General features: G+C 39.5%; 23 protein-coding genes. 10 read left to right on the top strand and 13 right to left on the bottom strand.

Going from position 1 to position 25,666, the window contains the following annotated elements:
* Positions 1 to 31: 31 nt before the first annotated feature.
* A complete protein-coding gene (locus tag L641_RS0119055; protein ID WP_024602807.1) occupies positions 32 to 2,755 on the bottom strand; it encodes an insulinase family protein in 2,724 nt (907 codons plus the stop codon).
* A gap of 184 nt (positions 2,756 to 2,939) precedes the next feature.
* On the opposite strand from L641_RS0119055, the gene sixA reads away from it, so the two are divergent.
* Positions 2,940 to 3,416: a phosphohistidine phosphatase SixA gene (sixA, locus tag L641_RS0119050; RefSeq protein WP_024602806.1), complete on the top strand. Its 477-nt coding sequence runs from the start codon at positions 2,940 to 2,942 to the stop codon at positions 3,414 to 3,416.
* 66 nt (positions 3,417 to 3,482) lie between these two features.
* Here sixA and L641_RS0119045 read toward each other — a convergent pair whose 3' ends face one another.
* On the bottom strand, positions 3,483 to 4,406 hold the full coding sequence (locus L641_RS0119045; protein ID WP_024602805.1) for an AEC family transporter: 924 nt from the start codon (positions 4,404 to 4,406) through the stop codon (positions 3,483 to 3,485).
* Positions 4,407 to 4,438: 32 nt separating this feature from the next.
* A complete protein-coding gene (gene smrB, locus L641_RS0119040) occupies positions 4,439 to 4,996 on the bottom strand; it encodes an endonuclease SmrB (protein WP_016899440.1) in 558 nt (185 codons plus the stop codon).
* A 296-nt stretch (positions 4,997 to 5,292) separates the two neighbouring features.
* On the opposite strand from smrB, the gene prmB reads away from it, so the two are divergent.
* Together prmB and aroC are read left to right on the top strand one after the other, a co-directional pair.
* Entirely contained in the window at positions 5,293 to 6,228 is a 936-nt protein-coding gene (prmB, locus tag L641_RS0119035; RefSeq protein ID WP_024602804.1) for a 50S ribosomal protein L3 N(5)-glutamine methyltransferase, read from the top strand.
* A gap of 91 nt (positions 6,229 to 6,319) precedes the next feature.
* Positions 6,320 to 7,417 carry a chorismate synthase gene (gene aroC / locus L641_RS0119030; protein WP_013464521.1) on the top strand — a complete coding sequence of 366 codons (1,098 nt, stop codon included), beginning with the start codon at positions 6,320 to 6,322 and terminating at the stop codon, positions 7,415 to 7,417.
* 62 nt (positions 7,418 to 7,479) lie between these two features.
* Here the strand turns inward: aroC and L641_RS0119025 are convergent, their stop codons facing one another.
* The 4 genes from L641_RS0119025 to L641_RS0119010 form a co-directional block, all read right to left on the bottom strand.
* The gene (locus tag L641_RS0119025) at positions 7,480 to 8,625 is read right to left on the bottom strand and encodes a lipase family protein (protein WP_024602803.1); all 1,146 of its coding nucleotides are present in this window, start codon (positions 8,623 to 8,625) and stop codon (positions 7,480 to 7,482) included.
* Positions 8,615 to 9,262: a DUF6795 domain-containing protein gene (locus L641_RS0119020; protein WP_024602802.1), complete on the bottom strand. Its 648-nt coding sequence runs from the start codon at positions 9,260 to 9,262 to the stop codon at positions 8,615 to 8,617. The genes L641_RS0119025 and L641_RS0119020 overlap by 11 nt, the downstream gene beginning before the upstream one ends.
* A 72-nt stretch (positions 9,263 to 9,334) precedes the next feature.
* Positions 9,335 to 9,553 carry a hypothetical protein gene (locus L641_RS0119015; RefSeq protein ID WP_024602801.1) on the bottom strand — a complete coding sequence of 73 codons (219 nt, stop codon included), beginning with the start codon at positions 9,551 to 9,553 and terminating at the stop codon, positions 9,335 to 9,337.
* Position 9,554: 1 nt separating this feature from the next.
* The gene (locus L641_RS0119010; RefSeq protein WP_024602800.1) at positions 9,555 to 10,184 is read right to left on the bottom strand and encodes a DUF6795 domain-containing protein; all 630 of its coding nucleotides are present in this window, start codon (positions 10,182 to 10,184) and stop codon (positions 9,555 to 9,557) included.
* 200 nt (positions 10,185 to 10,384) lie between these two features.
* On the opposite strand from L641_RS0119010, the gene L641_RS0119005 reads away from it, so the two are divergent.
* A complete protein-coding gene (locus L641_RS0119005) occupies positions 10,385 to 10,771 on the top strand; it encodes a DUF4112 domain-containing protein (RefSeq protein WP_024602799.1) in 387 nt (128 codons plus the stop codon).
* A gap of 45 nt (positions 10,772 to 10,816) precedes the next feature.
* Here the strand turns inward: L641_RS0119005 and L641_RS0119000 are convergent, their stop codons facing one another.
* Positions 10,817 to 11,515 (bottom strand): 2'-5' RNA ligase family protein, encoded by a 699-nt coding sequence (locus tag L641_RS0119000; protein ID WP_024602798.1) that lies wholly within the window; start codon positions 11,513 to 11,515, stop codon positions 10,817 to 10,819.
* A gap of 220 nt (positions 11,516 to 11,735) precedes the next feature.
* Between L641_RS0119000 and L641_RS0118995 the strand changes: the two genes are divergently transcribed.
* The 5 genes from L641_RS0118995 to L641_RS0118975 all read left to right on the top strand — a co-directional run bounded on the left by L641_RS0118995 (position 11,736) and on the right by L641_RS0118975 (position 18,770).
* Positions 11,736 to 14,921: an HD domain-containing phosphohydrolase gene (locus L641_RS0118995; protein WP_024602797.1), complete on the top strand. Its 3,186-nt coding sequence runs from the start codon at positions 11,736 to 11,738 to the stop codon at positions 14,919 to 14,921.
* A 180-nt stretch (positions 14,922 to 15,101) separates the two neighbouring features.
* Positions 15,102 to 15,656 (top strand): elongation factor P hydroxylase, encoded by a 555-nt coding sequence (locus tag L641_RS0118990; protein WP_024602796.1) that lies wholly within the window; start codon positions 15,102 to 15,104, stop codon positions 15,654 to 15,656.
* Entirely contained in the window at positions 15,646 to 16,788 is a 1,143-nt protein-coding gene (locus tag L641_RS0118985) for an ATP-NAD kinase family protein (protein ID WP_024602795.1), read from the top strand. The genes L641_RS0118990 and L641_RS0118985 overlap by 11 nt, the downstream gene beginning before the upstream one ends.
* Before the next feature lie 3 nt (positions 16,789 to 16,791).
* On the top strand, positions 16,792 to 17,067 hold the full coding sequence (locus L641_RS0118980) for a YfcL family protein (RefSeq protein WP_024602794.1): 276 nt from the start codon (positions 16,792 to 16,794) through the stop codon (positions 17,065 to 17,067).
* A 143-nt stretch (positions 17,068 to 17,210) separates the two neighbouring features.
* Positions 17,211 to 18,770 (top strand): AbgT family transporter, encoded by a 1,560-nt coding sequence (locus L641_RS0118975; RefSeq protein WP_024602793.1) that lies wholly within the window; start codon positions 17,211 to 17,213, stop codon positions 18,768 to 18,770.
* Positions 18,771 to 19,816: 1,046 nt separating this feature from the next.
* On the opposite strand, the gene L641_RS0118965 is transcribed toward L641_RS0118975, so the two are convergent.
* Together L641_RS0118965 and L641_RS0118960 are read right to left on the bottom strand one after the other, a co-directional pair.
* Complete coding sequence (locus L641_RS0118965; protein WP_016899447.1) at positions 19,817 to 21,649, bottom strand: DEAD/DEAH box helicase; 1,833 nt, start codon at positions 21,647 to 21,649, stop codon at positions 19,817 to 19,819.
* 160 nt (positions 21,650 to 21,809) lie between these two features.
* Positions 21,810 to 22,073, bottom strand: coding sequence for a GrxA family glutaredoxin (locus L641_RS0118960; RefSeq protein WP_008114535.1), 264 nt, complete (start codon positions 22,071 to 22,073; stop codon positions 21,810 to 21,812).
* Positions 22,074 to 22,362: 289 nt separating this feature from the next.
* Here L641_RS0118960 and L641_RS0118955 point away from each other — a divergent pair, with 289 nt between their 5' ends.
* Positions 22,363 to 22,809, top strand: a complete 447-nt coding sequence (locus tag L641_RS0118955; protein WP_016899448.1) for an Hsp20 family protein — start codon at positions 22,363 to 22,365, stop codon at positions 22,807 to 22,809.
* 59 nt (positions 22,810 to 22,868) lie between these two features.
* Here the strand turns inward: L641_RS0118955 and L641_RS0118950 are convergent, their stop codons facing one another.
* From L641_RS0118950 to L641_RS0118940, 3 genes are read right to left on the bottom strand one after another with little or no spacing between them, the layout of a single operon-like run.
* Positions 22,869 to 23,381, bottom strand: coding sequence for a hypothetical protein (locus L641_RS0118950; protein WP_016899449.1), 513 nt, complete (start codon positions 23,379 to 23,381; stop codon positions 22,869 to 22,871).
* The gene (locus L641_RS0118945; RefSeq protein ID WP_024602791.1) at positions 23,378 to 24,568 is read right to left on the bottom strand and encodes a peptidylprolyl isomerase; all 1,191 of its coding nucleotides are present in this window, start codon (positions 24,566 to 24,568) and stop codon (positions 23,378 to 23,380) included. Before L641_RS0118945 ends, L641_RS0118950 begins: the two co-directional genes overlap by 4 nt.
* A complete protein-coding gene (locus L641_RS0118940; RefSeq protein WP_024602790.1) occupies positions 24,568 to 25,581 on the bottom strand; it encodes a phospholipase in 1,014 nt (337 codons plus the stop codon). The genes L641_RS0118945 and L641_RS0118940 overlap by 1 nt, the downstream gene beginning before the upstream one ends.
* Positions 25,582 to 25,666 lie beyond the last annotated feature (85 nt).

Below are 25,666 nucleotides of genomic sequence, written 5' to 3'. Positions count from 1 at the left end.
AAAGACAATCTAAATCAAGCGCGAGCAAGAGTCAAAGAGAATGCGAATAAAGTGGTAGTTTCTCAGACAAATTCACAGATTTGGCACTTAAAAGCTCATATCTTGGGCGATCTGCATTAAAAATTTCAGCGGCGTAGGCTTTTAAATGTTCAAGCGTTAATGCGTTTAAAGAATCCAGCAGGCGTTGCTGCATATTAAACCGATGATCGCCATTACCTATAGCAAGCCATAAACGTTGTGAACGTAAACGCAAATTTTTGTCTTTTTCAGCAATATGGGTTGTTAATCCATGTTTTTGTTGCAGCCAGTCTTGTTCTGTTAGTTCATTAATTGTTGCTAAATACTGGCTAATAAATAAATTATGCCTGTGCAGTAACGTGGTGGGCTCAAATTTTGGTGATTGTATATAAAAGGCAATACCAGCACGGGTATTAAAAGGAGCGTATCCCGCCCCTACTAAATAACCGAGTTGTTGCGTGGTTCTGAGTTCATTAAAGTAATCTTGATTAATTAAATGATTTAGCGCCATCATTTTCACTTTTTCATTAACGTCATCGCTTTGTGCTTGGTAGTAAATCACCATGGCATTATCGCTGCAGGCAAGTTCAAGCTCGTAGCGGGTCACTTTAGTAATTTCATAAAGTGGGCGCTTTAAATCGTCGATAACGGCTGATTTTTTAAGGTGCTGGGCGACCTTCTTTTGAAACTCAAGCGCATCATTCTGCTGCCAATTACCATGTAAAAAAGACTCAACATGAAGGGCATTAAAAAACGCTTGTCTAAATTCATTAAACTGATGGAAACAGGTGTCTTTGAGTGCATTTGCTAACTCGTCAGGCTGAGGATTCCACGGCATTATTTTAGCGCCTAAAATACTAAATAGCTCACTAACGGGTTTGTTTTGATTGCTATTACGCCAGTGTCTAACTAATTGCTTTTTATATTCTGCAAAGCGTTTGGCACAAATTTTTACGTTAAATAGTGCATCAATCAGCTGATCGACTAATTCGAGTTGGCTTGAAGAAAGCCCCGCAGTGTGAAGCGTTAAGCCACCTTGATGAGAGGTTAAGTGATAACTTAAGCCCGCAAGTTCCGCTGGGTAAAACTGTTCGCCAACACTGTCCATGAATAAATCTGAAAATAACCGCGTCAGTGCCATATGTTTCACATCTTTTACTGCAAAGTCAGAGTCCATGGCTAAATAAAAATGCCCTTTGGCGACTCTAAAGGTGGCGTCTTGTTTAAACCAAAAGTCAAAGCCTGCTTCTTTTACCAGTAATGTTGGATATCGTTGCTGTGATTCAACCGGATATAAAATGACATCTTTAGCTAAATAAGGATTAGCCGTGGGCAATAGCATTTCACTTTGTGGCTGGCTAATCTGTGCAAGTGCTTCGAGCCAATGAAGCGACAATTTTTCAATTTTATAGGGGGTATTATACCAAGCAGCTGTGTGTTCAGGCTCTACATCAGGATGAATAAGCACTAAACGCATGTTGTGCGGAGTTAACCACTGCATCGCCATTTCATGCGTGCTGGCTTTAAAGCCCTCCATTAAATAGTCACCCTGTAAGTAATTAACTTCATCGTAATGTTGCATGTTAATACTTAAATTACTGACCCAATCAATTAGGCGAGACTTTTCTTGGTTATCAAATGCGATTTGTAATAGCTTTTGCTTATCTTGATATAGGCGAGGTAGTTTACTGGTGTTGTTATTAATTAAACAAATGTATTCAAACACCATTTCAATAATATCTTCGTAGTATTCAATGCCTTCATCGGTCAGCGCCATACTAATATTAAAGTCTTTAAAATTACTGCCATTAATTCCGCCACCTGCAGAGAGGGCATTGATCCAACCTTGCTCTTTAAGCACAGAATACAACGAGCCTTGCCCCTCATAACCTAGTAAGTGCGCAATAAAGCTGACCGTTTTATGACGATAAAAATCGTCAATGTTTGGCATGGCAAAGCTAATAATCAGCTTTTGTACATGTTTGTGTGGTTCAATATGAAGCAACTTACTCAAGTCTTGGCTGCGATAAAGCGGCGCTTCTATAGGTGGCTTTAATTGGTGTTTATCTCCCTTTATCTGGGAGAAATACTGGGTTGCCCATGCCTCAAGTGTATCTAATGACTCATTGGCACAAATCACTAACGTCATCCACTGAGCTTGGTAATGCCTATTAAAAAAGTCACGTAATTCATCACTAATACAGCGCTTTCTATCTGCTAATGTTTGCAAGTTTCCCACTGAGAACTTGGCAAAAGGATGTTCTGGGTTAACCGTTTCTTTATGCACTTGATAAATTCGACGGCCATCGTCTTTAATTTTTAATTTAAACTCAGCCTCAATAGCATTACGTTCTTTTTCTGTTTCAGCGGGGTTTAGTGTGGGCGCTATAAAAAATCGACTAAATTGTGCTAATGCTGTTTCAATATGATGGTTATTAATATCAAAGAAATAGCAGGTATGCTCTGTGCCAGTCCACGCGTTGGTATTGCCACCAGACTGCGAGACAAAATTATTAAAACTTCCTGATTCAGGATAAAGGTCAGTGCCTAGAAACAACATATGCTCTAAAAAGTGCGCTAGGCCTTGTCTATCAAGCGGATCATCAAAGTGACCAGCGTTAACAGCCATGGATGCGGCAGCTTTTGCTGAGTCTTGATCGTGCACTAAAAGTACTTTTAGACCATTGTCCAGTGTTAGTGTGCGGTAAGCTCTGTTATCATTGGTGCTGATTTTCAAATGATGCTCCTGAAACTAAACGTATAATTGTTAACAACAGATGATAACTTCAGGAATGCAATGCTATTTACCTGAACATCATGAAAGAACTATTTTAAGAAAATAAATAGGTTTGAGTTATTAATATAGCGGAAATTCGAGCAAACTGGCTACTGTTTTATATTCTTTAATTGGTTGATTTTTTATGAAAACAATCTTGATAATGCGTCATGGTGAAGCAATACCGATGCACTCTGATGATGTCAGTAGAAATTTGACTCCTTTGGGCCATCAGCAGGTAGAAAAAATGGGGCTGTGGTTACAAAAAAAGCATGCTCCAACGGGGTTATTAGTGAGTCCTTATGTAAGAGCGCAGCAAACAGCTGAGGGTGTTAAAAAAAATAATACCTTTTTATTTGAAGAGACCTGCCAAGATATTATTCCTGAAGGTAACCCGCAGGTTGCTGCAGATTATTTAGAAACGTTAATCGCGCTTCATCCGGAATGCGATACTTGGCTTGTGGTTGCCCATATGCCTATGGTGAGCTATTTGGTTGATCAGTTGTGTGCTGGGCACATGCCTATTTTTAATACCGGCGCTGTTGCACAAATTAGTTATGATGAAACTCGCCATAAAAGTGATTATATCACCATCAATGCACCAGCGAATGTAGATGCATAGCGTGTAAACTAGCATTTAGCTAAGCCACTTTCTGTTAGATAAATGCCAATACTTTTAGGTATTTGTCTACAGTAGAATTGTTAACCACATACTAAAACTCACCACACTCAAAACTGTCGATAAAACAACCGCACTGGCTAACGTATCTTGATGTTGTTTTATTTGGCATGCAATTAAGTACGCATTAACTCCCAAGGGCGATGCGCTCAATAATACGAGTACTTTTAAGAGTGACTCATTAATAGCAAATACGTGTGTGCCTAACACTAATACTAAGGCGGGCAATATAACTAGCTTTAACAGGCTGGCAATAGCTGCCGCTTGCCAGTTATCGCTAATTTTATAAAAAGCTAAGTTTGCGCCTAAAACAAATAACGCACAGGCAATGGCAGGTTTAGCTAAAAGCGCTATGCCATTAGTTAAATCAGCAAATAAAGTAATCCCTGCTAAATTTACCAACAAACCCGTGCTAATACTCAATACGACAGGGTTGAGTAGCATATTTTTGGCAAATGTTGACCAAGAAAACGCATGACTGGCACTGTTTGCACTAATTAAAAAGGTAAGGGTGAACAATAGCGCGCTATGAAAGGTGATGATCATAAAAATAATGCCCATCATTTGCTCACCCATGGCGGCTATGATAATGGGCAAGCCCACCAATACGGTATTTGAATAACTACTGCCAAGGGCAAATACACTGTGACGTTCATATTGAGGATGTTTAGAGAGAGTGTAGCGGTCAATAATGAGCGCAAAAAAATAAATTAAAATAACGGGAATATAAAAGCTTAAAAAGCCATTCAAGCTCACGCTGGTTTTTAAGTCTGCCTGGGCCATATTTAAAAATAAAAAACTGGGTACACTAATGTAAAAAGTAAATTTACTGAGCCCTGTTATATGAATGCGTTCTAAAAACTGACTTCGGCTTGCTATGTAGCCGCATAACACAATAAAAATAAGCGGAAATATAATCGAAAATATATGCACTAAAAAAGACTCTTATTGATTGGCTCTAGTGCTCAGCGTCTAAACTCATCACTTTGCGGTAAGTTAATTAATATGAGTACCGCCCCTTTACCGCCATACTCAAGCGGAGCTTGGTGCATAGCAATTACATCGGGGTGTTGCACTAAATATTGCGGTACTTTATGCCTGAGGATATGGCCGCCAATTCCGTGTACAACACAGGCACAATAGTAATGCTTTTTTTTACACTCATGAATAAGCCCTGCGAGTTCATCTTTGGCTATCTCTTTATTTAAGCCATGCAGGTCGAGGGTTAAATCAGGAATAAAATCCCCTCGACGAAGTTGTTTGGCTAAAAAACGATCCTGACCCTGTTGTACATAATTAACGGTACCATGCGTGTCTATATCGGGTACATATTCATCAGAAAAGAAAAATTCTGACTGTTGTTGCTTTTTTTGCTGGGCAAATTGCTTCGCTTGTGACACTTTAGGTTTATTGCTAAAACGGTGAGTGTCTTGTTTAAATACACGCGCACCACTGATACTTTGACGAAACAAGTCAATGTCGTCAGGACTAATTAGGCTGTTTGAGTGGGGATCTTTTTTCATAGCGGCAGTCTAAACAAAAAAGCGGTAAAAATCGAGTAAAAAGGTGTGATACCCAAGCAGCTTTGAGGTGCATAGTACAGCGCCATTAGGGTTAGTTAAAAAGCGATTTATACTGCGTTATTGATTTGAACAATAGAGTGACTATTATTTGCAATCAAAGCCTTACCTAAATCGCTTTTAATACTAACTGCGCTCGCACCTAGAGGTGGCTTGGGTATACAATAGGGCAATCATGGGGCCAATGATGCGCCCCGATTGAGTTTATTTTTTTTGAAAGTAGCAGGCAGATAATACTGATGAGTGAATTACTAATAGAAGAAGCAACCCTAGATGAAGCTGTTGCAGAACTTTCAACCTTACACGATTGGCTTCGTTGGACAACTAGTCAATTTGCAAGTAGCGGTATTTTCTTTGGTCATGGCACCGATAACGCATGGGATGAAGCGGTAAGTTTGTTATTACCAGCGCTTAGTTTGCCTATCGATGCACCCAAAGAGCTGATGCATGCGCGTTTAACCAGTACTGAAAAAAATCGTTTAGCGGGCTTGATTGCCGAGCGCATTAACGATTTTACCCCAGTACCTTACCTTACCAACATTGCATGGTTTGCTAACATGCCATTTTATGTGGATGAACGCGTATTAATTCCTCGCTCGCCTTTTGCTGAGCTTATTAATAATCGCTTCACCCCTTGGTTAGAAAAACCAGAGTCAGTAGGGCGTATTTTAGATTTATGTACAGGCTCAGGTTGTATTGCTATTGCCTTGGCACAAGCGTTCGAAAATGCGCAAGTTGATGCGGTTGATATATCCTATGAAGCGCTTGAAGTGGCTGATATTAATATCACTGACTATCAACTAAGTGATCGCGTACTACCGATTCAGTCTGACGTATTCAGTGGTGTACCTGGGCAAAAATACGACTTAATCGTAGCAAACCCGCCGTACGTTGATGCTGAAGATATGGCTGATTTACCACGTGAATTCCACCATGAACCAGAACTAGGATTAGCATCGGGACACGATGGCCTTGATGTAACACGTACTATTTTAGATCAAGCTAGTGAGCATCTAACAGATAACGGTTTGTTATTTGTCGAAGTAGGTAACTCTATGGTACATATGGATGCACTGTATCCAGGCGCACCATTTGAATGGATTGAGTTTGAACAAGGCGGATTAGGGGTGTTTGTTATTAGCAAACAACAACTAGATACCTACTTTGTACAGTAACAATTAATACTAGCCATTCATCCGAAATGGCTGGGCAAAACAATAGCCGAGTTAATCCTCGGCTATAAGTCATTAGGAATGAGGAAAGTTAATGGCAGGTAATAGCATAGGGCAGTTATTTAAAGTGTCCACCTTTGGCGAAAGCCACGGCGTTGCATTAGGCGGCGTAGTGGATGGCACGCCCGCAGGCCTTGAAATCACTGAGGCCGACATACAACACGATTTAGACAGACGCAAACCTGGGCAAAGTCGCTATACCACGCAGCGCCGTGAGAGCGACCAAATCAAAATTTTAGCGGGCGTTTTTGAAGGTAAAACCACTGGTACTAGCATTGGTTTATTAATTGAAAATACCGATCAACGTTCACAAGATTATGGCAAAATTAAAGACGTATTTCGCCCAGGCCACGGTGACTATACCTACTGGCACAAATACGGCCTTCGCGATTACCGTGGTGGTGGCCGTTCATCTGCGCGCGAAACCGCTATTCGGGTTGCCGCAGGCGCTATTGCTAAAAAGTATTTAAAGCAATTTCATGGTATTGAAGTACGTGCGTGTTTGAGCCAATTAGGGCCAATTAAAGCCGAAAATTACGATTGGGATGAGGTGGAAAATAACTTATTCTTTTTCCCAGACGTTAGCAAGCTTGAAGCACTCGATGAATATATGCGCGAGCTTAAAAAGCAAGGTGATTCAGTGGGTGCCAAAGTAAAAGTAGTGGCTAAAAATGTGCCAGTTGGTTTAGGTGAGCCGGTATTTGATAGGCTAGATGCCGAACTTGCCCATTCATTAATGAGTATCAACGCTGTAAAAGGCGTTGAAATTGGCGATGGCTTTGATGTGGTTGAGCAAAAAGGCTCAGAGCACCGTGATGAGTTAACCCCTGATGGTTTTACCTCAAATCATGCCGGCGGCGTATTGGCAGGTATTTCTACAGGGCAAGATATAATCGCATCCATTGCGCTTAAGCCAACATCAAGCATTACCATTCCCGGTAATAGTATTAATACCGAAAATGAAGCGGTTGAGATGATCACCAAAGGTCGTCACGATCCTTGTGTAGGCATTCGTGCTATTCCGATTGCTGAGGCAATGATGGCCATTACTTTAATGGATCATTTACTACGTCAACGCGGTCAAAACCCACATGTTAACCACGAACATGGGCCAATTAAAGGCGCTATTTAAGCGCCTTTAATTAAAATAAATGCGGCTGATATTTGATGCCGCACTTACATAACTGACTATACTTAAATACGGTCAATGGCTTGTTTCGCAACCATATAGAGCTTTTTAATCATTAAACCTAACACCCAACGGATAAATTGAGTTGTGAGCTCTACTACCTCGTATGACGCTTTACCTACAAAAGCAAGCATATGGCCAATTAAACCCTTTAACTCTTCTGTGAGCTCTACAAACTTAACCACAGATTCATGTAAGCATCGCGCTAAAATATCATAAAAAGTTAACCCAACGCTAAGACCTGCTTGTGCAGAAATAAAGGCGTATTGGCCAGTTTTCTTTAAAAAAGTAATTAAGCCATCAGTAATAATTCGCTGCCATCTAAGTGAGAATGTCACGTTATAGCGCAGAGCATAGTTTAAAACTGTATGATTATAGTGAAGTGTTTTTAGTGAACTTTCCATACTTCCATAGTCTTTGTATGCTGTCACTGTATTAACATAACCTGGTGTATCTTCTTCCATTGAGTGTGCACCAATATTAAAAAAAGACCCTTCATTCATCGCCGTTTGGTATTCGCTTGAGGTATGACTAAACGGCCAAGCTGGTACGCAAGGTACAGGATCTGCACCGTGAGTTACACGGTACTGACCAATATTATGTGCAGCTGAATGCACCGAATGATTTAGCACAACCCTCGGCGCACCAAAGGTATATAAATTAGTGGGAATACCTTGCTCACTTGCCCATATTGCTGATAGTTGGGCAATCGCACCACCTAAGCTATGACCAACAAGGTGCAAACATTTAGGTTTATGTTGCTTGACATAACTTGCAAACATCGGCTTCATGCTGGTAAAGGCTTTCTCAAAACCAGAGTGCACCTCTAAGTTTTTAGGGCCATGGGTAATGGCTACGTTTAGGTTTGTTAGCCAATCGGCGCAGGAGGTAAATACGGTGCCACGTATACCAATAATATGGTGGCCTTTAAATTGTTGTGATGCACCTTCTGCAGTCAAAGCGAAACCTGTAGTTCGGTTTAGGAGTTGATTGATTAAGCCACCACTAACACCTTTGATTTGGTTGTTGGTGACTTTAAAGTTTAATGTGAAGTCGTCATGAAATGCACTTTTGAACTTCGCTGATTTTCTTATGTCATATACACGAGCTGCGATACTCGCAGCTGTGTTCGGTGAAATTTTAGGGTTCATATTGGACTTCCTTTCCTGTAAAGCGTTCTGTTAATTTATTAAAGTCACCATCATGTATGCGGTACTTTTCCTCGCCATCTTCCATGATCCAAGTTGGGATATAGTCTTCTGACCACCTACAAATACTAGAAGCCATATAATTCAAATGTTCGTTATTATTTTTTTTAAATTCAAATCGGACCCATTTATTAGTTAATTCACACTCTAGGAATGCTAATTTTTTACTATACTCGGGAATTTCTTTAATTCCTGATTGGTTTGCAACCCATAATGGAATTAAAGTGCTTTCGCTTTCAATAAATATTTCTTGGGAAATACGGTTTTCAACGATAAGTTTATTCGGAATTGAGGAAAAAATTGTTTTTTTTGGAAAATGAAAGCGGCCATCTTCATCGGTAATTGCAGTGTCACGACGGTCAATCTCATCTAAATACATTAATGATCGTATTATCTCTAAGTTGGCAATTGGTGCGCCATTTTTTGTAACAACACCATTGACTTCAGGGCTTAAAAATACTTCTTTTTTCTTTTTGAACCAGCTAAACATATCTCCTCCTTGACTAATGGCTGGGAAAATAATCACACAAACAAGAATTAATAAGATAATGAATCGAGGGCTATAGCTAGATTTATTCATAGGCAATCCTTGCGTATTTTTATGGAACTCTAATTGAGAATAAAACACATGTAAAGTGAAATGCCCACTTTTTTAACCTTTCAGAGAGCCTGTAATTTGAGCAGCCAGATTTAGAAGTTGATTGATTAAGCCACTACTAACACCTTTAATTTGGTTGTTGGTGATTTTAAAATCTCTGTCAAAACTTTGTCCTAATTCCTCTTTAAATGACGAAGAGGTTCTTATATCGTAAACTCTGGTCGCTATAGTGGCAGCTATATTTGGGGGTAATAATACTTGGACTTTTTCCATGTTAATCCTCCTTGATGTTACGTTCAGTTAAGTTATTAAAATCACCATTATTAATTCTATACTCTCTATCTCCGTCATATAACCAATATGGCATATAGTCTGTTTCCCAACGACAAATACTCGATGCTACATAATTTAAGTGTTCGTTATTATTTTTTTTAAATTCAAAAGCAACGCGTTTATTAGTTAATTCACACTCTAGGAATGCTAATTTTTCACTATACTCGGGGATTTCTTTAATTCCTGATTGGTTTGCAACCCATAATGGAATTAAAGTGCTTTCGCTTTCAATAAAAATTTCTTGCGAAACACGGTTTTCAACTATTAGCTTATTGGGTATTGAGGAAAGAATCGTTTTTTTAGGAAAGTGAAAACGTCCATTTTGATCTGTGCTTACAGTATCTCGGTGGACTTTTTCATCTATGTAGATTAATGAGCGAATTATTTCTAAGTTGGCAACTGGTGTGCCATTTTTTGTAACAATACCATTGACTTCAGGGCTTAAAAATACTTCTTTTTTCTTTTTGAACCAGCTAAACATATCTTCTCTTTGACTAATGGCTGGGAAAATAATCATACAAACAAAAATGAATAACGTAATGAATCGAGGGCTATAGCTAGATTTATTCATAGGCAATCCTTGCATATTATTGGACTTTAAAAGTGAGAGTACACGTATTTATAATGAATCAACAGTAAGCTTTTATATAACCTCGAACTTTGATACTTTTAGTGAGAATTAGCGCGTTTATTATGTACAGGCTATACATCTATATTGCCGCTCAATAATTTCCATGTGCTTAGCGCACCTAAAAATAAAGAGCAGTCATTATGCAAAAAAATAATCAATCTCACGTTACACAAGCTGAATATAAAGCCACCATAAAACGGCTTGAAGAGTTTAGCCGCTTTACCGACAGCAGCATTGGTATTCCGTTTACAAAATTTAGTTTCGGTGTCGAATCATTGATTGGGCTATTGCCAGTGGTAGGCGATTTAGCCGGGCTTATTTTATCTGGGTATGTACTAATTGAAGCGCAGCGATTAGGTGTTAGTAAGCGAGTAAAAAGCCGGATTATTTTAAACATGTTAGTTGATTTTGTAGGTGGGCTTATTCCATTTTTTGGAGATATTTTTGATGCCATGTTCAAAGCAAATACGCGCAATACCCGCATACTTAAAAAGCATTTAACCGATAAGCTAACCACAAATCCATAAACCATTTAAGTTATTAAATGTGTAATTAGCCCCGTTATTAACTATTTATTTGGTATCAAAGAAGTACTTAGCGATGACTTGTTTTTGTTGCCCAAACTGATCAGAAATTCCAATTCCAATCCCAATTATTTCACCTTGTGCTTGCGGTGGCTCAGCTTGCATGACTTTATTAAACGCAGCCAATGCAGGGTTTTGCTCATTTGCAAGTAGGGTTAAATGTGGCTGAAAGTTTTGAAACACATTTGGGCTACCATAACGCTCAAAGGCCACGAGTTTATTAGGGTAATGCTTTACCCAACTTGGTACTGGCGCTTGATGATCGCGAAGTGGCTCAAGTTTAAGTGTCACTTCATCGGCTAAGCGTTGTAACTGATAAGATTTTTCTAAGTCTATAAAGGCCCAATTACTGGCAGATATACTAAACCCATTGGCTTTAATTTCAAAAGGTTGATGTTTCTTTACAATACGCTCCACCACCTGCTTAATTTCATTTTGTGCCTCTTGCGGATAATCAGTCAAATATAATGTGGCATGCACGGGTAAGCCTTGCTGATAAAACGTGGTTATTTGCTGTTTGGCTAGTTCATTGCTGGTTGTAGCCATGAGCTCAACAATTGGCAAAGAGGGAATAGCAAACACGTTAATACTCACGCTTTTTGCATAACTATTGGCAGAGGCACTCAGTAGCGCTAAAAAAGTAAGAATGCTAATTGGCCATGCTTTAGTGGTGTGTTGTTTAACCATAAGAGTGTATTCATTTAGGTTTTTAGTTTGCATATGGTAAGCGCAATTAGATGTTCAGTAAATAAAGGCATAAAGTTTTTAAATTTCTGATTTTGTGACTAATATTATTTTAGCTCAAACAATTAATGATTAACTTACTTCATAGGCTTTGAATATTGCTAAATTGCAATTTTCAACGACGTATATTTACTGCTTTTAAAAGTGTCGCAAGGAACGTTCAATGATATTTAAAGCGCTTAAAAAGTTAACAAAAACAGTACGCTTTTCTATTCGTTTGACGGTTGTGGCAGTATTTGTGTTGGCAACGTCTATTACCGCTATTATAGCCACGAGCTTACAGTATTATTTCAGTGAAAAAATGGCGCTCGAGTCGAATGTGCAACACTTTAATATGACCACTCAATCGGTTGCTGATTACCTAACACGCATTAATGAAAAATCTGAAAATACTTTATATATGATGGTAAAAAACACCTCGTTAGTCGGTGAAAACCTTTCAGATAAAACAGAGCTACGAAATGTATTAAGTGAAATGATGGATTTGAACCCTTTGTTTTATGCTTTTTATATGGGCTATAACAATGGTGACTTTTTTGAGGTTATTAATCTTGAAAGTAGTGCGATGGTTCGTCAGCGCCTTGGTGCAACTGATAATGACCGCTGGGTCGTTATTCAAATAAAATCTGAAGAAGGGCAAAGAATACAGCAAACGCTTTATTTTGATGCGTCATTTAGCTTAAGAGAAAAAACCAAAAAACCGACGTATTTTGATCCCCGCGAGCAAGCATGGTTTAAGCAAGCAAACTCACAGCAAGTAAACAAAACCAAGCCTTATCTATTTACCCATTTACAAACCTCTGGGCAAACGTATTCGATTAAGATAGCAGGTAAAAACCATGTGCTTGGCTTAGGGATTATCGTTGATAACATGTCTAATTATTTAATCGAACAGCAACAGCGTTTGGAGATGCACAGCTCAACACAGTTACTTATTTATAACCGAGAAGGAGAAATTATTGCATCAAATCAGCCCTTTAGCTCAACGGTTGAGGCAAGGCTAAATCGGTTGGTACTGGATGAGCAACAGCAAAAAATAGTTGCCAAATATCCTACTATCACAGTTTCAAATGAAACCAATTGGGCACCTATGGATTTTAGTGTCAGTGGTAAGCCTAAAGGCTACAGTGTTGAATATATAAATGCGATTGCTGAACTGTTGGGTATTAAGGTTAATTATATTAATGGACTCAGTTGGCAAGAATTACTTAATTTATTTGAAAATAAGCAGATAGATGTGATTCATCCGGTACTTAATACAGCATCGAATAATGCATTGGGTATGCTCAGCACACCCATGGTAAGTTTGCCTTTGAGTATTGTTAATCAACAAAACAATCCACCAATTACCCATATGCAGCAACTTGCTGGTAAGTCAGTTGCGGTGGGAGAGGGCTGGTCAATTGTAAAAATATTACGAGCGCAATTTCCAGAAATTAACCTCGTGGAAGTTCCCAACACAAAGGCGTTGTTAATGCATGTTGCCAATGGTGATACTTATGCGGGAATAGACAGCAAAGCCGTATTGCAATATATACAGCAGCAATTTTTTATTGAGGGGATCCAGTACAATCCGCTTGATGAAGACAGTGCCGCGCTTTTTTCAAATGACTACCATTTATTGTTTCAAAACCAAGACGCACAATTAAAAGCTTTGTTTGATTACGCCGCCACGCAACTTCCTCTGCAATTTAAACAACAGCTTAGTGATAAATGGCTCAATACTAACTCAGGGAAAAAATCAAAAATTGTAGGCACTGTTCCTGATGAGCAATTAATCACTTTATTGGATGATGATAGTAACTTCTCTAAGCTACAGTTAGTGAACATTAATGGTAAAGAACAGTATGTTTTTATTAAGCCACTATCTGATTATTTAGCGCTAGCTAGTACGGGCTATTTAGCCATTATGGTTTCTAAAGAAGATGTATTGAGCTCCACAAGAGAAAAAATAAAGCTTTCAATAATAATTACGGTTGCCTGCTTAATTATGATGTTACCAGTGTCGTGGTTTTTTGCATCCCCCATTGTCGGTCCTATTAAAACGCTGGTGGGTGAAAACAATAAAATTAAAAATCGGCAGTTTAAACAAGTCTCGACTTTAAAAAGTCATATTAAAGAAATTAATACGTTAGCTTACTCTATGGTTGATATGAGTAAGTCGATACAGCAACATGAAGACAGTCAAAAAGCACTCATGGCGTCGTTTATCGAGTTAATAGCACAAGCCATTGATGATAAATCTCCCTATACAGCGGGGCATTGCGAGCGCGTACCTGAACTCGGTATTGAGCTTGCTAAGGCCGCTTCAGAGTCAGAGTTACCCGCTTTTAAAGGGTTTAAGTTTAAAAATGATGATGAGGTTGAAGAATTTAGTTTAGCCGCTTGGCTACATGATTGCGGTAAAATAACCACTCCAGAGCACATAGTTGATAAAGGCACTAAGCTGGAGACTATTTATAATCGTATTCATGAAATTAGAACGCGTTTTGAGGTACTTTGGCGAGATGCCGAACTTGATTACTATAAATCATTGCAACACAGTCCTCAAAATCAGCTCGACTTAACCAAGCAGTTGGCAGCTAAACAGCAACAGTTGCTGGACGACTTTGCTTTTATTGCACAATGTAATATTGGCGGCGAAAAAATCACAGAAGCTGCCCTTGAGCGTTTAACTGCGTTGAGTAATATTACTTGGCAGCGTCATTTTGACGATAAGTTGGGGCTTTCACCAGTAGAAATGTATCGCTATGAAGGGACGGGTGACACGCTTCCCATCACAGAAAAATTACTCAGTGATAAACCTTGGCACTTAATTCCTCATGATAAGCCGATTGAATATGATGAGCGTTTAGGGATTAAAATTGCCCCATGTAAATATAAATATAACCTAGGGGAGCTTTATAATTTAACAGTTTCAAGAGGCACTCTTACTAAAGAGGATAGGTTTAAAATTAATGAGCACATGATAAGTACGATACGTATGCTCGATACACTGCCGTTCCCTAAAGAGTTGGAGCGTGTCCCGCGTTATGCCTCTACCCATCACGAAACATTAATCGGCACAGGCTATCCGCGTAAACTCAATGCGGATGACTTATCGATACCAGAACGAGTATTGGTGCTAGCTGATATTTTTGAAGCCCTAACGGCGGCCGACAGGCCCTATAAAAAGGCAAAAACACTCAGCGAGTCGATGAGTATATTAGCCAAAATGGTGGCCGATCATCATGTTGATAAAGCCGTGTTTGAACTGTTTTTAAGTTCAGGTATTTATCTTGATTACGCTAAACGCTACCTCAGTGCTGAACAAATAGATGAGGTAGATATCTCTCAATACTTGTCATAACAACAATGAGCATGACTCAGCGTGTGTAAACTTAAAGAGATTTATGTGAACATCGCTTTAAATTGCTAGCTTTTTACTTTGTGCAGAAAAGTACGTACAATTCGCCTCGTTTTTAGTGCGCTTTATATTAGTTTTATATGGCTGTAAAGCATCGGGTTCAAACGAGTATACGAAATATTTATGCATCAAATAGCGGATTTAATTTCTATTTTCGAACACACTTTTTTCCAAAGCTATAATACGCGTTTGGTAAAAGGTGAGCACGAGCCTATCTACATTCCCGCAAATGATACAACGCCTTATCATCAAATTGTATTTGCCCATGGTTTTTACGCCAGTGCGCTGCACGAAATAGCCCATTGGTTAGTGGCAGGTTCTCAGCGCCGCTTAGTTGAAGATTATGGTTATTGGTATTGCCCCGACGGGCGCGATGCTTCACAGCAAGCAGAGTTTGAATCTGTAGAGGTAAAACCCCAAGCAATAGAGTGGGCGCTCAGTGTGGCCGCGGGATTTGATTTTAACGTATCGGTAGATAATTTAAATGGTGAACAAACCTGTCGATTTGCGTTTCAATCGCGTGTACATGCAAAGTTATTACAGCTGCTGCAAGACGAATTTAACCCACGTACTACAAGGTTACTAAAAGCACTGTGTAAATTTTATAACACAACGTGGCCTTTAAATGCTGCGCAGTTTTCATGGCATTCTCCCGAGGAGCTAAAAGATGCAGTTTAAGTTAGGACTGATTGTAAACCCGGTTGCAGGATTGGGCGGTAGCGTGGCGTTAAAAGGCAGTGACGGCGAAGACACCGCCGCTAAAGCCATTGCATTAGGCGCTGAGCCTAAATCAAATAGCCGCACTAAAGCTGCACTTGAAGTGCTTGTACCTCATCAGTCAAATATTACTATTTATACTGTTAATAATGAAATGGGGGAGCAAACAGCAAAAGCGTTGGGCTTTAATACGCAAGTGGTTTATCAAAGTAACTCACCCACAACCAGTGACGATACCGAAGCGGCAGCTCGTTTATTACAGCAACAAGGTGTAGATTTAATCTTATTTGCTGGTGGTGATGGCACTGCACGTAATATTTGCCATGCGGTAGAAGACTCTGTACCTGTGTTGGGCATTCCTGCAGGGTGTAAAATTCACTCTGGAGTATATGCCATAACGCCAAAAGCCGCAGGCCGTGTAGTTGAAATGCTGGTAAAAGGTGAGCTGGTAACATTAAGCGATGCCGATGTCATGGACATTGATGAAGTGGCTTTTCGCCAAGGAACAGTAAAAGCAAAACGTTATGGCGAAATGCAAGTACCCAGTGAAGTGCGCTATGTACAAGCGGTTAAAAATGGCGGTAAAGAAACCGATGAATTGGTACTTGCTGATATTGCCGCTTATGTGGTCAGTGAAATGGATGCCGATACCCTCTATGTAATGGGCAGTGGCTCTACCGTTGGCGCGGTGATGGAAGAAATGGGGCTTGAGAATACGCTGCTCGGTGTTGATTTAGTTGAAGATCAAGCTTTAGTAGGCCAAGACTTAACAGCTCAACAATTACTTGAACTTACGACAGGGCGTGAGACAAAATTAGTGATCACTCTAATTGGCGGTCAAGGGCATATTTTTGGTCGAGGTAATCAACAACTCAGTCCTGCGTTAATTAAAGCGATAGGCCGCGATAATATTATTGTTGTGGCTACTAAAACAAAATTACAGGCTTTAAATGGCCGACCGCTAATTTGTGATACCGGCGATAGCGAGTTAGATGATGAATTAAGCGGTTATATCCGTGTAACCAGTGGGTTTAACGACCATATTATGTATGCAGTAGGTCATCAAGATGGGCTGCACCTTGAGGAGAAGTAACACATGAGTTTAGTAAATTACATAGATGCTGCGCAGCAATATTTTGATGACTTAGTGATTAAAGCCACTGATGATGAGCTATTTGCCGGCGGTTATTTACGTGGTCACTTTGATTTAGCGGTAGGGTATGCCCAAGTTGAGGAGCTAAATTTAGAAATTACTGAGCTAAACGACACCGTTGAAAAAAGCCTAGTAAAAGCCTATCGCAATGGCGAACTTAATGAAGACGATAAAGCACTCGTAGTAAGAATATGGGATGAAGTAAAAGCACTCGCATAAGCTTTTTTATTCATTTATAACTGCGCGGCCACTGAGCCGCGTTTTTTTTGTGCCTAAAAAAGAACTTGTTTATTCAGTTAAAATTTACCTCATTCCTTAGATACGCTAAAGTAGCACAGTCTAAATTCTAGGGAACAAGTGAAATGAATAACAATAATGATGCGACAATGCCAACGGGCATAGTTGCGCGATTTTTAAATTTTGTTGAGCGGGTAGGTAATAAGCTGCCTGATCCAGCAATTATCTTTTTGTTTGCCATGTTATTAATCTGGTTTTTGTCTTGGTGGTTTTCAAGCGTCACATTTGATGCAATAGACCCTCGTACTGGCGAAGCCATTATCATTAATAACATGCTTGCCAGCGATTCGTTGGCCACTTTTTTATCTTCTATGGTAAAAACATTCACCGGTTTTGCACCACTGGGTGTAGTGCTGGTTGCAATGCTAGGTGTGGGCGTTGCAGAGCATTCGGGCTTTATTAATACCGGCCTTAAATTAATGCTCAAAGTAACGCCTAGAAAATTACTAACACCCTCAATTATTTTAGTGGCTATTGTGAGCCATACGGCTACCGATGCAGGGTATGTGCTGGTTATTCCACTTGCTGGGGTAATATTTTTTGCAGCAGGTCGTCATCCGCTTGCCGGTATTGCAGCGGCATTTGCCGGGGTAAGTGGTGGCTTTGGGGCTAACTTTATTCCATCTGGAATTGACCCATTACTGCAAAGCTTTACGCAAAGTGCAGCACAAATTATTAATCCAACAATGAGCATTAACCCGCTTAATAACTGGGGCTTTGCTTCAGCATCAAGTTTATTTATTGTGATGCTAGGTTGGTATATCACTGATAAAATTATTGAACCACGTTTAAAAAATTCCCCCGTTGATGGCGAAACTCAAGACCTACCAGCATTTGAAGATGCGCGCAGTGACGAAAAGCGCGCCTTTTTTATTGCTAGTTCCGTAATGATTGCAGGTATTGCGTTATTAGCATATGTATCTGCACCAGCTGATTCAGCGATGCGCAGCAGCGATGGCTCTTTAACAAACTTTAGCTCACCACTAATGCAATCAATAGTACCGCTGATATTTTTGTTATTTTGGATCCCTGGAGCAGTATATGGTTTTACCGTAGGCACCTTTAAAACCTCTAAAGACATGATAGATGCAATGAGCAAAGCCATGAATGGTATGGCGTATTACATTGTTATGGCATTCTTTTGTTCATTATTCATTGCTGCATTTAGTAAATCAAACCTAGGTGCATTGCTGGCAATTGAAGGGGCTCAAGTATTAAAAGCAATGGAGTTACCGAGCTCTGTAACGGTCGTAGGGATTATTTTCTTAACTGGTTTTGTAAACTTATTTGTTGGTTCAAGTTCGGCTAAGTGGGCACTATTAGGTCCGGTATTTGTGCCTATGCTAATGCAACTCGGTATTTCGCCAGACTTAACGCAAGCGGCGTACCGTGTGGGAGATTCTAGCTCTAATATTATCACCCCGCTCATGCCATACTTCCCACTAGTTGTGGTGTACTGTCAAAAATACGTTAAAGGCACAGGCATAGGTACGCTTATCGCGATGATGCTACCGTATTCAATCGCCTTTATGATTGGCTGGAGTATCTTCTTGCTAGGCTACTGGGCACTAGGTATCCCATTAGGGCTTGATGCCAGCTACGTGTACCCAGCAGTAGCGCCTTAACTTAAATCTTGATTCATAAACCTCACTCACTCGAGTGAGGTTTATATAAAAGTGCTGTAATATTCAAAGTAAGTCTAAGTTACCTTTCTAAATCTCTCACTATATAGCCAAACAAACTGGCCTCACCAAGAATATAAACATAATCGTTTTTGTTATTGATTATTGTAGACTTATCTTCGTACCATCTAAAATCATGAGTTTCGTTTGTTTTAGGATCTTTAAAATATAAACGAGTACAACTATCTTCATAATCAGAACCACACTTTTGTACATCAGTTAGGATATATTCCTTATACCAATAGTCGCCTTGCGTGTAGTAAGCCCATAATTTAATGGGGGCAGAGAATAAAAAATAGAGACTTGCATAGATTAACAAAGGGATTAATGGGTACGCGAATATTAATGATAATTTCGTTTTTGTATCTGAAAAACTATATTTAAGGTGCTCTCTGTATTTACTGCAGCGTCTATATTTATTGAATACAAGTATATTTAAATAGATGAATGATGCGCCACAAATAATAGGGAATGCTATAAAGAAAATAACGTCGTATATTTCATTTGTGATAAATGGTGGATCTGTAAAGTCCATTAAAATAGGAATAATTATGCATAATAAAATAGGTAACATTATTACTACAAAGAGTAAGTTGTCGTAATTTCTTTTCAATTTTTAATTCGTCCATGAATTATAGCCTTTGCTTAGTTTACATAAATTTTATTGTTTTAAAAATCAAAGAAAACATGTTTATACACATTAAGTAATCTGAGTTTTGGATAATAAAGCTATCTCAATCAGCTTTTTCAACGCTAATTACGTTGAATTTACTTACAATAGGCTAGCTATTGACGCGTAATTTCGCCTTGTTTTCACTGCAATCTCTGGTTAGAGAAAACAAAAAAATATTTTTAATTCAATCTGTTAGTTAAGTGCCTAATACTGACTTGCGGCTTCAAGTTACGGAAATTAAGCAGATAGCTGAATTCTAGACACAAAAAAGCCTTGGCACTTTCATGCCAAGGCTTTTTTTCTAAAGAGTCGTTGCTTACTTAGCGGTAAAGCTAACTGGGCGACGTTCTTTACGAGGGCCGCTACGCTTATCAGGGCGTTGACCATCTTTATTAAAGCTACGCTTCTTGTCACCAGCAGGGCGTTCAGAACGCTCGCCGCGTGGCTCAGAAGGGCCTTGATCTTGTGTTAATGTCATACCCATTGGGCGTTTACAAATAAACACTTTCTGGAAGTGATCAAGTACATCTTTAGGCATGTTTTGCGGTAATTGTACCGTACTGTGACTGTCGTGAAGACGAATGTCACCAATAAACTTGCTTGAAATGTCTGCTTCGTTAGCAATTGCGCCAACAATGTTCTTAACCTGAACACCATGCTCACGACCTACTTCGATACGGTATGTATCCATAGGGCCTGCATCACGGCTGTTACGCTCGCGTGGTTTACGCTCAGCGCGCTCACCACCGCGTTCAGGGCGTTCGTTACGACGACCACGGTCATTGCTACGAGGATTACGATCATTACGTTCGTTACGCTCACGCGGTTGAATCTTAACTTCTTCAACTTTAATTGGTGATTGTTGCTGTGCTAAACACAGTAACGCACCCGCTAAGTCTTCAGGAGCAAGCTCAAGTTTTTGTGCCATGTTGGCAGCCACTTCATTGAAGAAAGTAATATCTTTGTTTTCAAGCGCAAGCGTAAGCTTTTCTTGTAAGGCATTGATACGTTTTTCTTCAACAACTTTAGCTGTAGGTAATTCAACTTGTGCGATTTCAGATTTAGTATGACGAATGATATTTTTAAGTAAATAACGCTCGTTATGCTTAACGAAAAGAATCGCTTTACCAGTACGACCAGCACGACCTGTACGGCCGATACGGTGAACGTAGGCTTCAGAGTCTTGTGGAATGTCGTAGTTGATAACTAAGCTTAAACGGTCTACATCAAGACCACGTGCCGCTACGTCTGTTGCAATAACAACGTTTAGCATGCCGCTTTTTAAACGATCAACCGTGCGCTCACGCGCTTGCTGGTTCATGTCACCGTTAAGTGGCGCTGCAGAGAAACCTTCGCGCTCTAATAACTCAGCAAGTTGCACTGTATCGTTACGCGTACGTACGAAAACAATAGCACCTTCGTATTGTTCAGCTTCTAAGAAACGAACAATCGCTTTATTTTTATGTACGTGTGCATTCCAAAACACTTGTTCAACTGATGATACAGTTGAGTTGCGCGCAGAAATATGAACCTGTTCAGGGTTATTCATATATTTGCTGCTGATGTTTTGAATTTGCTTAGGCATAGTCGCAGAGAAAAGACATGTTTGCTTTTCACGCGGTGTTTTTTCCATGATGCTTTCTACATCATCGATAAAGCCCATACGTAGCATTTCATCGGCTTCATCAAGTACAAGGGCTTGTAAAGCATCAAACTTGATAGTGCCACGGTTTATGTGATCGATTAAACGACCTGGTGTAGCAACGATAATCTGTGCGCCACGACGAAGTGCGCTCAGCTGGATGCTGTAGCTCTGGCCACCATAAAGTGCCAATACTTCAACACCACGAGTGTGTTTTGCATATTGTTCAAATGCCTCAGCTACTTGGATCGCAAGCTCACGGGTAGGTGTGAGTACAAGGATCTGTGGCTGTTTCACAGACGGGTCAATATTATTTAGTAATGGCAGTGCAAATGCTGCTGTTTTACCTGTACCCGTTTGTGCTAGTCCCAGTACGTCCTTTCTTTCTAGCAATAACGGTATACATTGAGCTTGGATTTCAGATGGTGTCTTGTAACCCAACTCTTCAACTGCCTTTAAAATTGCAGGAGAAAGATTTAGAGATTCAAACGTGACTGGTTCTGACATTAATACGCCTCAACGAATTTAAAGAGGCGCGCATTGTATAGGAAATGCGAGGCAAATGCTTGTATAAATTACAACTAATTTATATGTGTTTGATGTTGGTCGAAATTTAACCAGCTTCAATTGTACGTTAATTGAGCTGGTTAACACTCTGTCTACAAAATTACTGGTAAAGGCCTAGGTTTTCTTTAGCATAAGCTTCAAATTCAGTGAATCCACCAATATGAGTTTGGTCTACAAAAATCTGCGGTACGGTTGGGCATGGTTTGCCTGCAGACTTCTCTAAATCTTCTTTACTGATACCTTCTTTGATGATGTCGATGTAGCGGTATTTAAAATCATCGCGATCATTAGCAAGTTGCTCTGCAACATCTTTAGCGCGAACACAAAAAGGGCAGCCTTCACGGCCAAAAATTACTGTTAACATAACGCTCTCCTCAAATTAGTTGACCCTAGTGTAACTAATTTCATTTTTTATTACAGTGCAAAAAAACGATTATTGCGTTCGCTTTTTTTAGGGCCTGTAAAAAAATAAAAATATTTTATAAAAAAATCTTGAAATAAAATTGCCCGCCCATAAATAGTTATTTGAGGACGCCTGATGGGTCTTCAGTAAATCAGAACTATTTGAAAATTATATTATTAATTAACTTTTGCCGTTACTTGTTCAAACGAAAAGTAGCAGCAATATATCGCTTAAATATGAGGATATTATTATGCGTACAGTAGATTTATCACCCCTATACCGTTCATTCATTGGTTTCGATCATTTAGCATCATTAATGGATGCCGCTGCACGAACTGATAAGCAGCCAAGTTTTCCTCCTTATAACATCGAAGCGCTTGATAAAGACAAGTACCGTATCACTATGGCAGTCGCTGGATTTAGTGAAGACGAGTTAAGCTTACAATCTGAAAACAACACTTTGGTTGTATCAGGCACTAAAGCAGGTAAAGAGCAAAATGATGAGCGCAAATTTATTCATCAAGGGATTGCCGAGCGTAACTTTGAGCGTAAGTTCCAGTTAGGCGACCACGTTAAAGTACTTGGTGCAGACTTAGCCAATGGCTTACTAAGCATCGACCTTGAACGTGAGATCCCAGAAGCGCTTAAGCCACGTAAAATCGAGATTGGCTCAGGCAATATGCTAGAAAGCAAATAGTTAAGCTAGCACATGTATTTTCCCTGTGAAAAGCCGCCATTTGGCGGCTTTTTGCGTTGTTAGTCTTTTAAGTTTATTTGCATTTGTTTTAAAGCGTTAATTTTATCTATCGCAACTTGCAGTTGTTCTTGTGAAAGCTTTTTTTGTCGGCCTTTAGCCAGTAATTCTTCAAGTTTTAATATTTTGGCTTGTGCAGCAATAACAAAACGTTGCTCTAGCTGTCTTTGCTGTTCAAGGTGGAAATCTTGATATGCCTGGTGATTATTTAAATCACCGCTGTACTGAGCAACTGGCTGAGTATTTTTTACTATGTTGGGTAAATAGGCAGGAGAGGTTATTGGTGGCAAAGGCTGAGGGCTCGTATTGTTAGTTGTAACCGTGTTTAATTGCGTGCTTTTCAGCTCTTGGGTCATGTCAGCAGTAGTCAGCTCAAGTGACGTTATTTGCTTAACACTTTTAGCTTGGTTAAGGGAATCAATATTCTTTATCGTTGGTTTACTAGTATATTGAGTAAAAAGTGCGTACATACCAACACAAGCTACAACAACAGAAACGAAAACTTTTTTGCTCATAAAATTACTCCTGTCTTATTTTGCCACTTGAGCCAAGTATCCTCATACTGTTGTACCGCTTTTTGTTTTGCGATGGCCTTTGTTGCTTGGTATCGAACGGTTTCATCTTTTGGCGAAAAGTATTCAAACTGATGCTCATAACTGTGTATCACCACCCATTCACCACTGGGTGTACGTATAACAGGAGAAATAGTGTTTTCTTTAGTTGTGAACGCAAGTTGTACAACCCAGCTACTTTTGTTTTTACGGTTTAATTCACTGTTGTATTGAGCATATATATCTTGTTTTCCTGATATTACTAATGCTTGTTTTAGCGTTTTGTTACCGGCCAAGGTGCGAAAACCTACAGCATTGGCTCGATGAGCAAATTGAGCTCCATGTGCTTTTACGTGGCTTAAAAATTTAAACTGCGATTTACTGGCTTGATAAAACGCTTTAATTTCGTTTTTGTTTACTTGTTTCTCTAGTTTTTCAAGAACGGGGCTTTGCATATGCATCATTGTATTTATGCCTAGCCAGCTTTGAATGGAGGGGCGCAGAATATCTCCTTTAGCTATTTCATACAGATGTTCAATATCAATATTCTGTTTTGCCAAAATCGGTTTGGCTTTTGAAAACGCTATATTGAATTGCCGTTTTTTTATTAATTCACTTTTGAATAGTTCACTATCTCCTTCGTGGAGTTTAAAGCGTACCTGCATTGATAGTGCATCGACAAATTCATATAAATTAATAGCGTTATACAAAAGAGGGGTTAAATCAAACTGCTGCATTTTTTTGATGGCGCTTTGCACATACTGGCCATTTTTAGGGTAGGGCCCTAATGTGTGTTTAAGCCATTGGTTATCATAAGTTTCAAGCTTTATCGGGCTTGACTGTGCGCTTATAGCTAATTGTGAATCGAACAGATTTTTTAAGTAACGTTCAACATGGTATTGAGTACTAAAACCAACGGCAGATTGTCGTTTTATTATCGCAGGTGTTTTTAGCGCAGCTTGTTGTAATAAAAATTGATTCTCATACAGACGAGTTCTAACTTCATTGATTGTAATATCAGGGTTGTGCTTTAAATAAGCACGATGCATAAAGTTAATTTCATCACTGCTGTATTGTGTAAATGATGCCATTACTAGGGAGTGGTAAAACACACCTAGTAATGTAATCACTAAAATAGCCATTTTTTTCATTAGCGAGCAACCATGGCGTGGTTTAATAAGTGCACCACCATTGCTATTGCATGGGGCACGACCTGCTTAGCTATATTAAGGCGATCAAAATGATCTTCTGAGTTGAGTACAATCCCACCTTGTGCATAAGAAAATGAACCGCCTTGAGTTAATAATGGGCGAACATCTTGGCTATTTTTATCTAAAGGCGAGAACGTTTGCATTGCTTGAGTAACGAGTGATAAATCGTTGAGCTGCTCTTGGTCATAGTAATCGTTTACCCAACTTTCCCAGCTAGAATGATTTAGATCTGATGTGGTCCACGTGTGGTGAGGCTGTAATAAGTCAGTAGTATGGAACACAAACCCTAATACTTGGGGATTGCCGCTTTGTAAGTAACTTTGATACCAATATTGCCCTAAATTATCGATAGGTTGAAATGGCATTTCTTCAAAGTCATCGTACATAGAATAGGTTGAGTTGCTATCGATTCTATAGTGAGATTCTGTCACACCATAACTGTTATATTTTGAAGAATCGGCATTGAACCAACCTGTTTCTCCCCCTTTACCATCATCAAGATAGTCACCTTTAAGCCAAGCAGATGCAAGATTATCAATAGTGCCCCAAACGGTGAGCTTTTCATAATTATAACCACCAAAATCGTTTCCATGGTGGTCTGCACCTTGGGTATGATTTTGAAAATGCCAATAGCTTGTATATTTAACTATACTTTGCGCTGCTCCCCATACTGGCGCTTGAACACATGAACCTGTAATAGCACCACAGAAAAAGGTGTCTTCAAAGTCATCTACATCATAAGCAGCTTGTCCCAGCAGCTCCGCTAATTCAGAGATTGTCAGATTGTTTTGTGCAGCGTACTGACGTAGGGCAGCATATTCGGTGCTGGCTGGGTGTTGCTGCATATAATTTACGGCATCAAGAACAATACGTTTGTGAGTTTCTTGACTAAAAGCTTGAGCTTGGCTTGTACCGAGCAATAAAAGTGTCGCTGCCATTAATTGTTTTTTCATTTTATTCTCATCATAGTCTGGAGTAAGAGGTGCTATTAAAAAATAAGCTCATTACACTGACATGACAAATAAATTAAACATTTAA

This window comes from Pseudoalteromonas sp. TB41 (genome assembly GCF_000497975.1).
Taxonomy (GTDB): domain Bacteria; phylum Pseudomonadota; class Gammaproteobacteria; order Enterobacterales; family Alteromonadaceae; genus Pseudoalteromonas; species Pseudoalteromonas tetraodonis.
This window is presented reverse-complemented; position numbering and strand designations above follow the sequence as displayed.

Bases quoted from the DNA above. Each gene is read 5' to 3' on its own strand.
- sixA (WP_024602806.1), top strand. From the start codon at position 2,940: ATGAAAACAATCTTGATAATGCGTCATGGTGAAGCAATACCGATGCAC.
- smrB (WP_016899440.1), bottom strand. From the start codon at position 4,996: ATGAAAAAAGATCCCCACTCAAACAGCCTAATTAGTCCTGACGACATT.
- prmB (WP_024602804.1), top strand. From the start codon at position 5,293: ATGAGTGAATTACTAATAGAAGAAGCAACCCTAGATGAAGCTGTTGCA.
- aroC (WP_013464521.1), top strand. From the start codon at position 6,320: ATGGCAGGTAATAGCATAGGGCAGTTATTTAAAGTGTCCACCTTTGGC.
- L641_RS0119025 (WP_024602803.1), bottom strand. From the start codon at position 8,625: ATGAACCCTAAAATTTCACCGAACACAGCTGCGAGTATCGCAGCTCGT.
- L641_RS0119020 (WP_024602802.1), bottom strand. From the start codon at position 9,262: ATGAATAAATCTAGCTATAGCCCTCGATTCATTATCTTATTAATTCTT.
- L641_RS0119015 (WP_024602801.1), bottom strand. From the start codon at position 9,553: ATGGAAAAAGTCCAAGTATTATTACCCCCAAATATAGCTGCCACTATA.
- L641_RS0119010 (WP_024602800.1), bottom strand. From the start codon at position 10,184: ATGAATAAATCTAGCTATAGCCCTCGATTCATTACGTTATTCATTTTT.
- L641_RS0119005 (WP_024602799.1), top strand. From the start codon at position 10,385: ATGCAAAAAAATAATCAATCTCACGTTACACAAGCTGAATATAAAGCC.
- L641_RS0119000 (WP_024602798.1), bottom strand. From the start codon at position 11,515: ATGGTTAAACAACACACCACTAAAGCATGGCCAATTAGCATTCTTACT.
- L641_RS0118995 (WP_024602797.1), top strand. From the start codon at position 11,736: ATGATATTTAAAGCGCTTAAAAAGTTAACAAAAACAGTACGCTTTTCT.
- L641_RS0118990 (WP_024602796.1), top strand. From the start codon at position 15,102: ATGCATCAAATAGCGGATTTAATTTCTATTTTCGAACACACTTTTTTC.
- L641_RS0118985 (WP_024602795.1), top strand. From the start codon at position 15,646: ATGCAGTTTAAGTTAGGACTGATTGTAAACCCGGTTGCAGGATTGGGC.
- L641_RS0118980 (WP_024602794.1), top strand. From the start codon at position 16,792: ATGAGTTTAGTAAATTACATAGATGCTGCGCAGCAATATTTTGATGAC.
- L641_RS0118975 (WP_024602793.1), top strand. From the start codon at position 17,211: ATGAATAACAATAATGATGCGACAATGCCAACGGGCATAGTTGCGCGA.
- L641_RS0118965 (WP_016899447.1), bottom strand. From the start codon at position 21,649: ATGTCAGAACCAGTCACGTTTGAATCTCTAAATCTTTCTCCTGCAATT.
- L641_RS0118960 (WP_008114535.1), bottom strand. From the start codon at position 22,073: ATGTTAACAGTAATTTTTGGCCGTGAAGGCTGCCCTTTTTGTGTTCGC.
- L641_RS0118955 (WP_016899448.1), top strand. From the start codon at position 22,363: ATGCGTACAGTAGATTTATCACCCCTATACCGTTCATTCATTGGTTTC.
- L641_RS0118950 (WP_016899449.1), bottom strand. From the start codon at position 23,381: ATGAGCAAAAAAGTTTTCGTTTCTGTTGTTGTAGCTTGTGTTGGTATG.
- L641_RS0118945 (WP_024602791.1), bottom strand. From the start codon at position 24,568: ATGAAAAAAATGGCTATTTTAGTGATTACATTACTAGGTGTGTTTTAC.
- L641_RS0118940 (WP_024602790.1), bottom strand. From the start codon at position 25,581: ATGAAAAAACAATTAATGGCAGCGACACTTTTATTGCTCGGTACAAGC.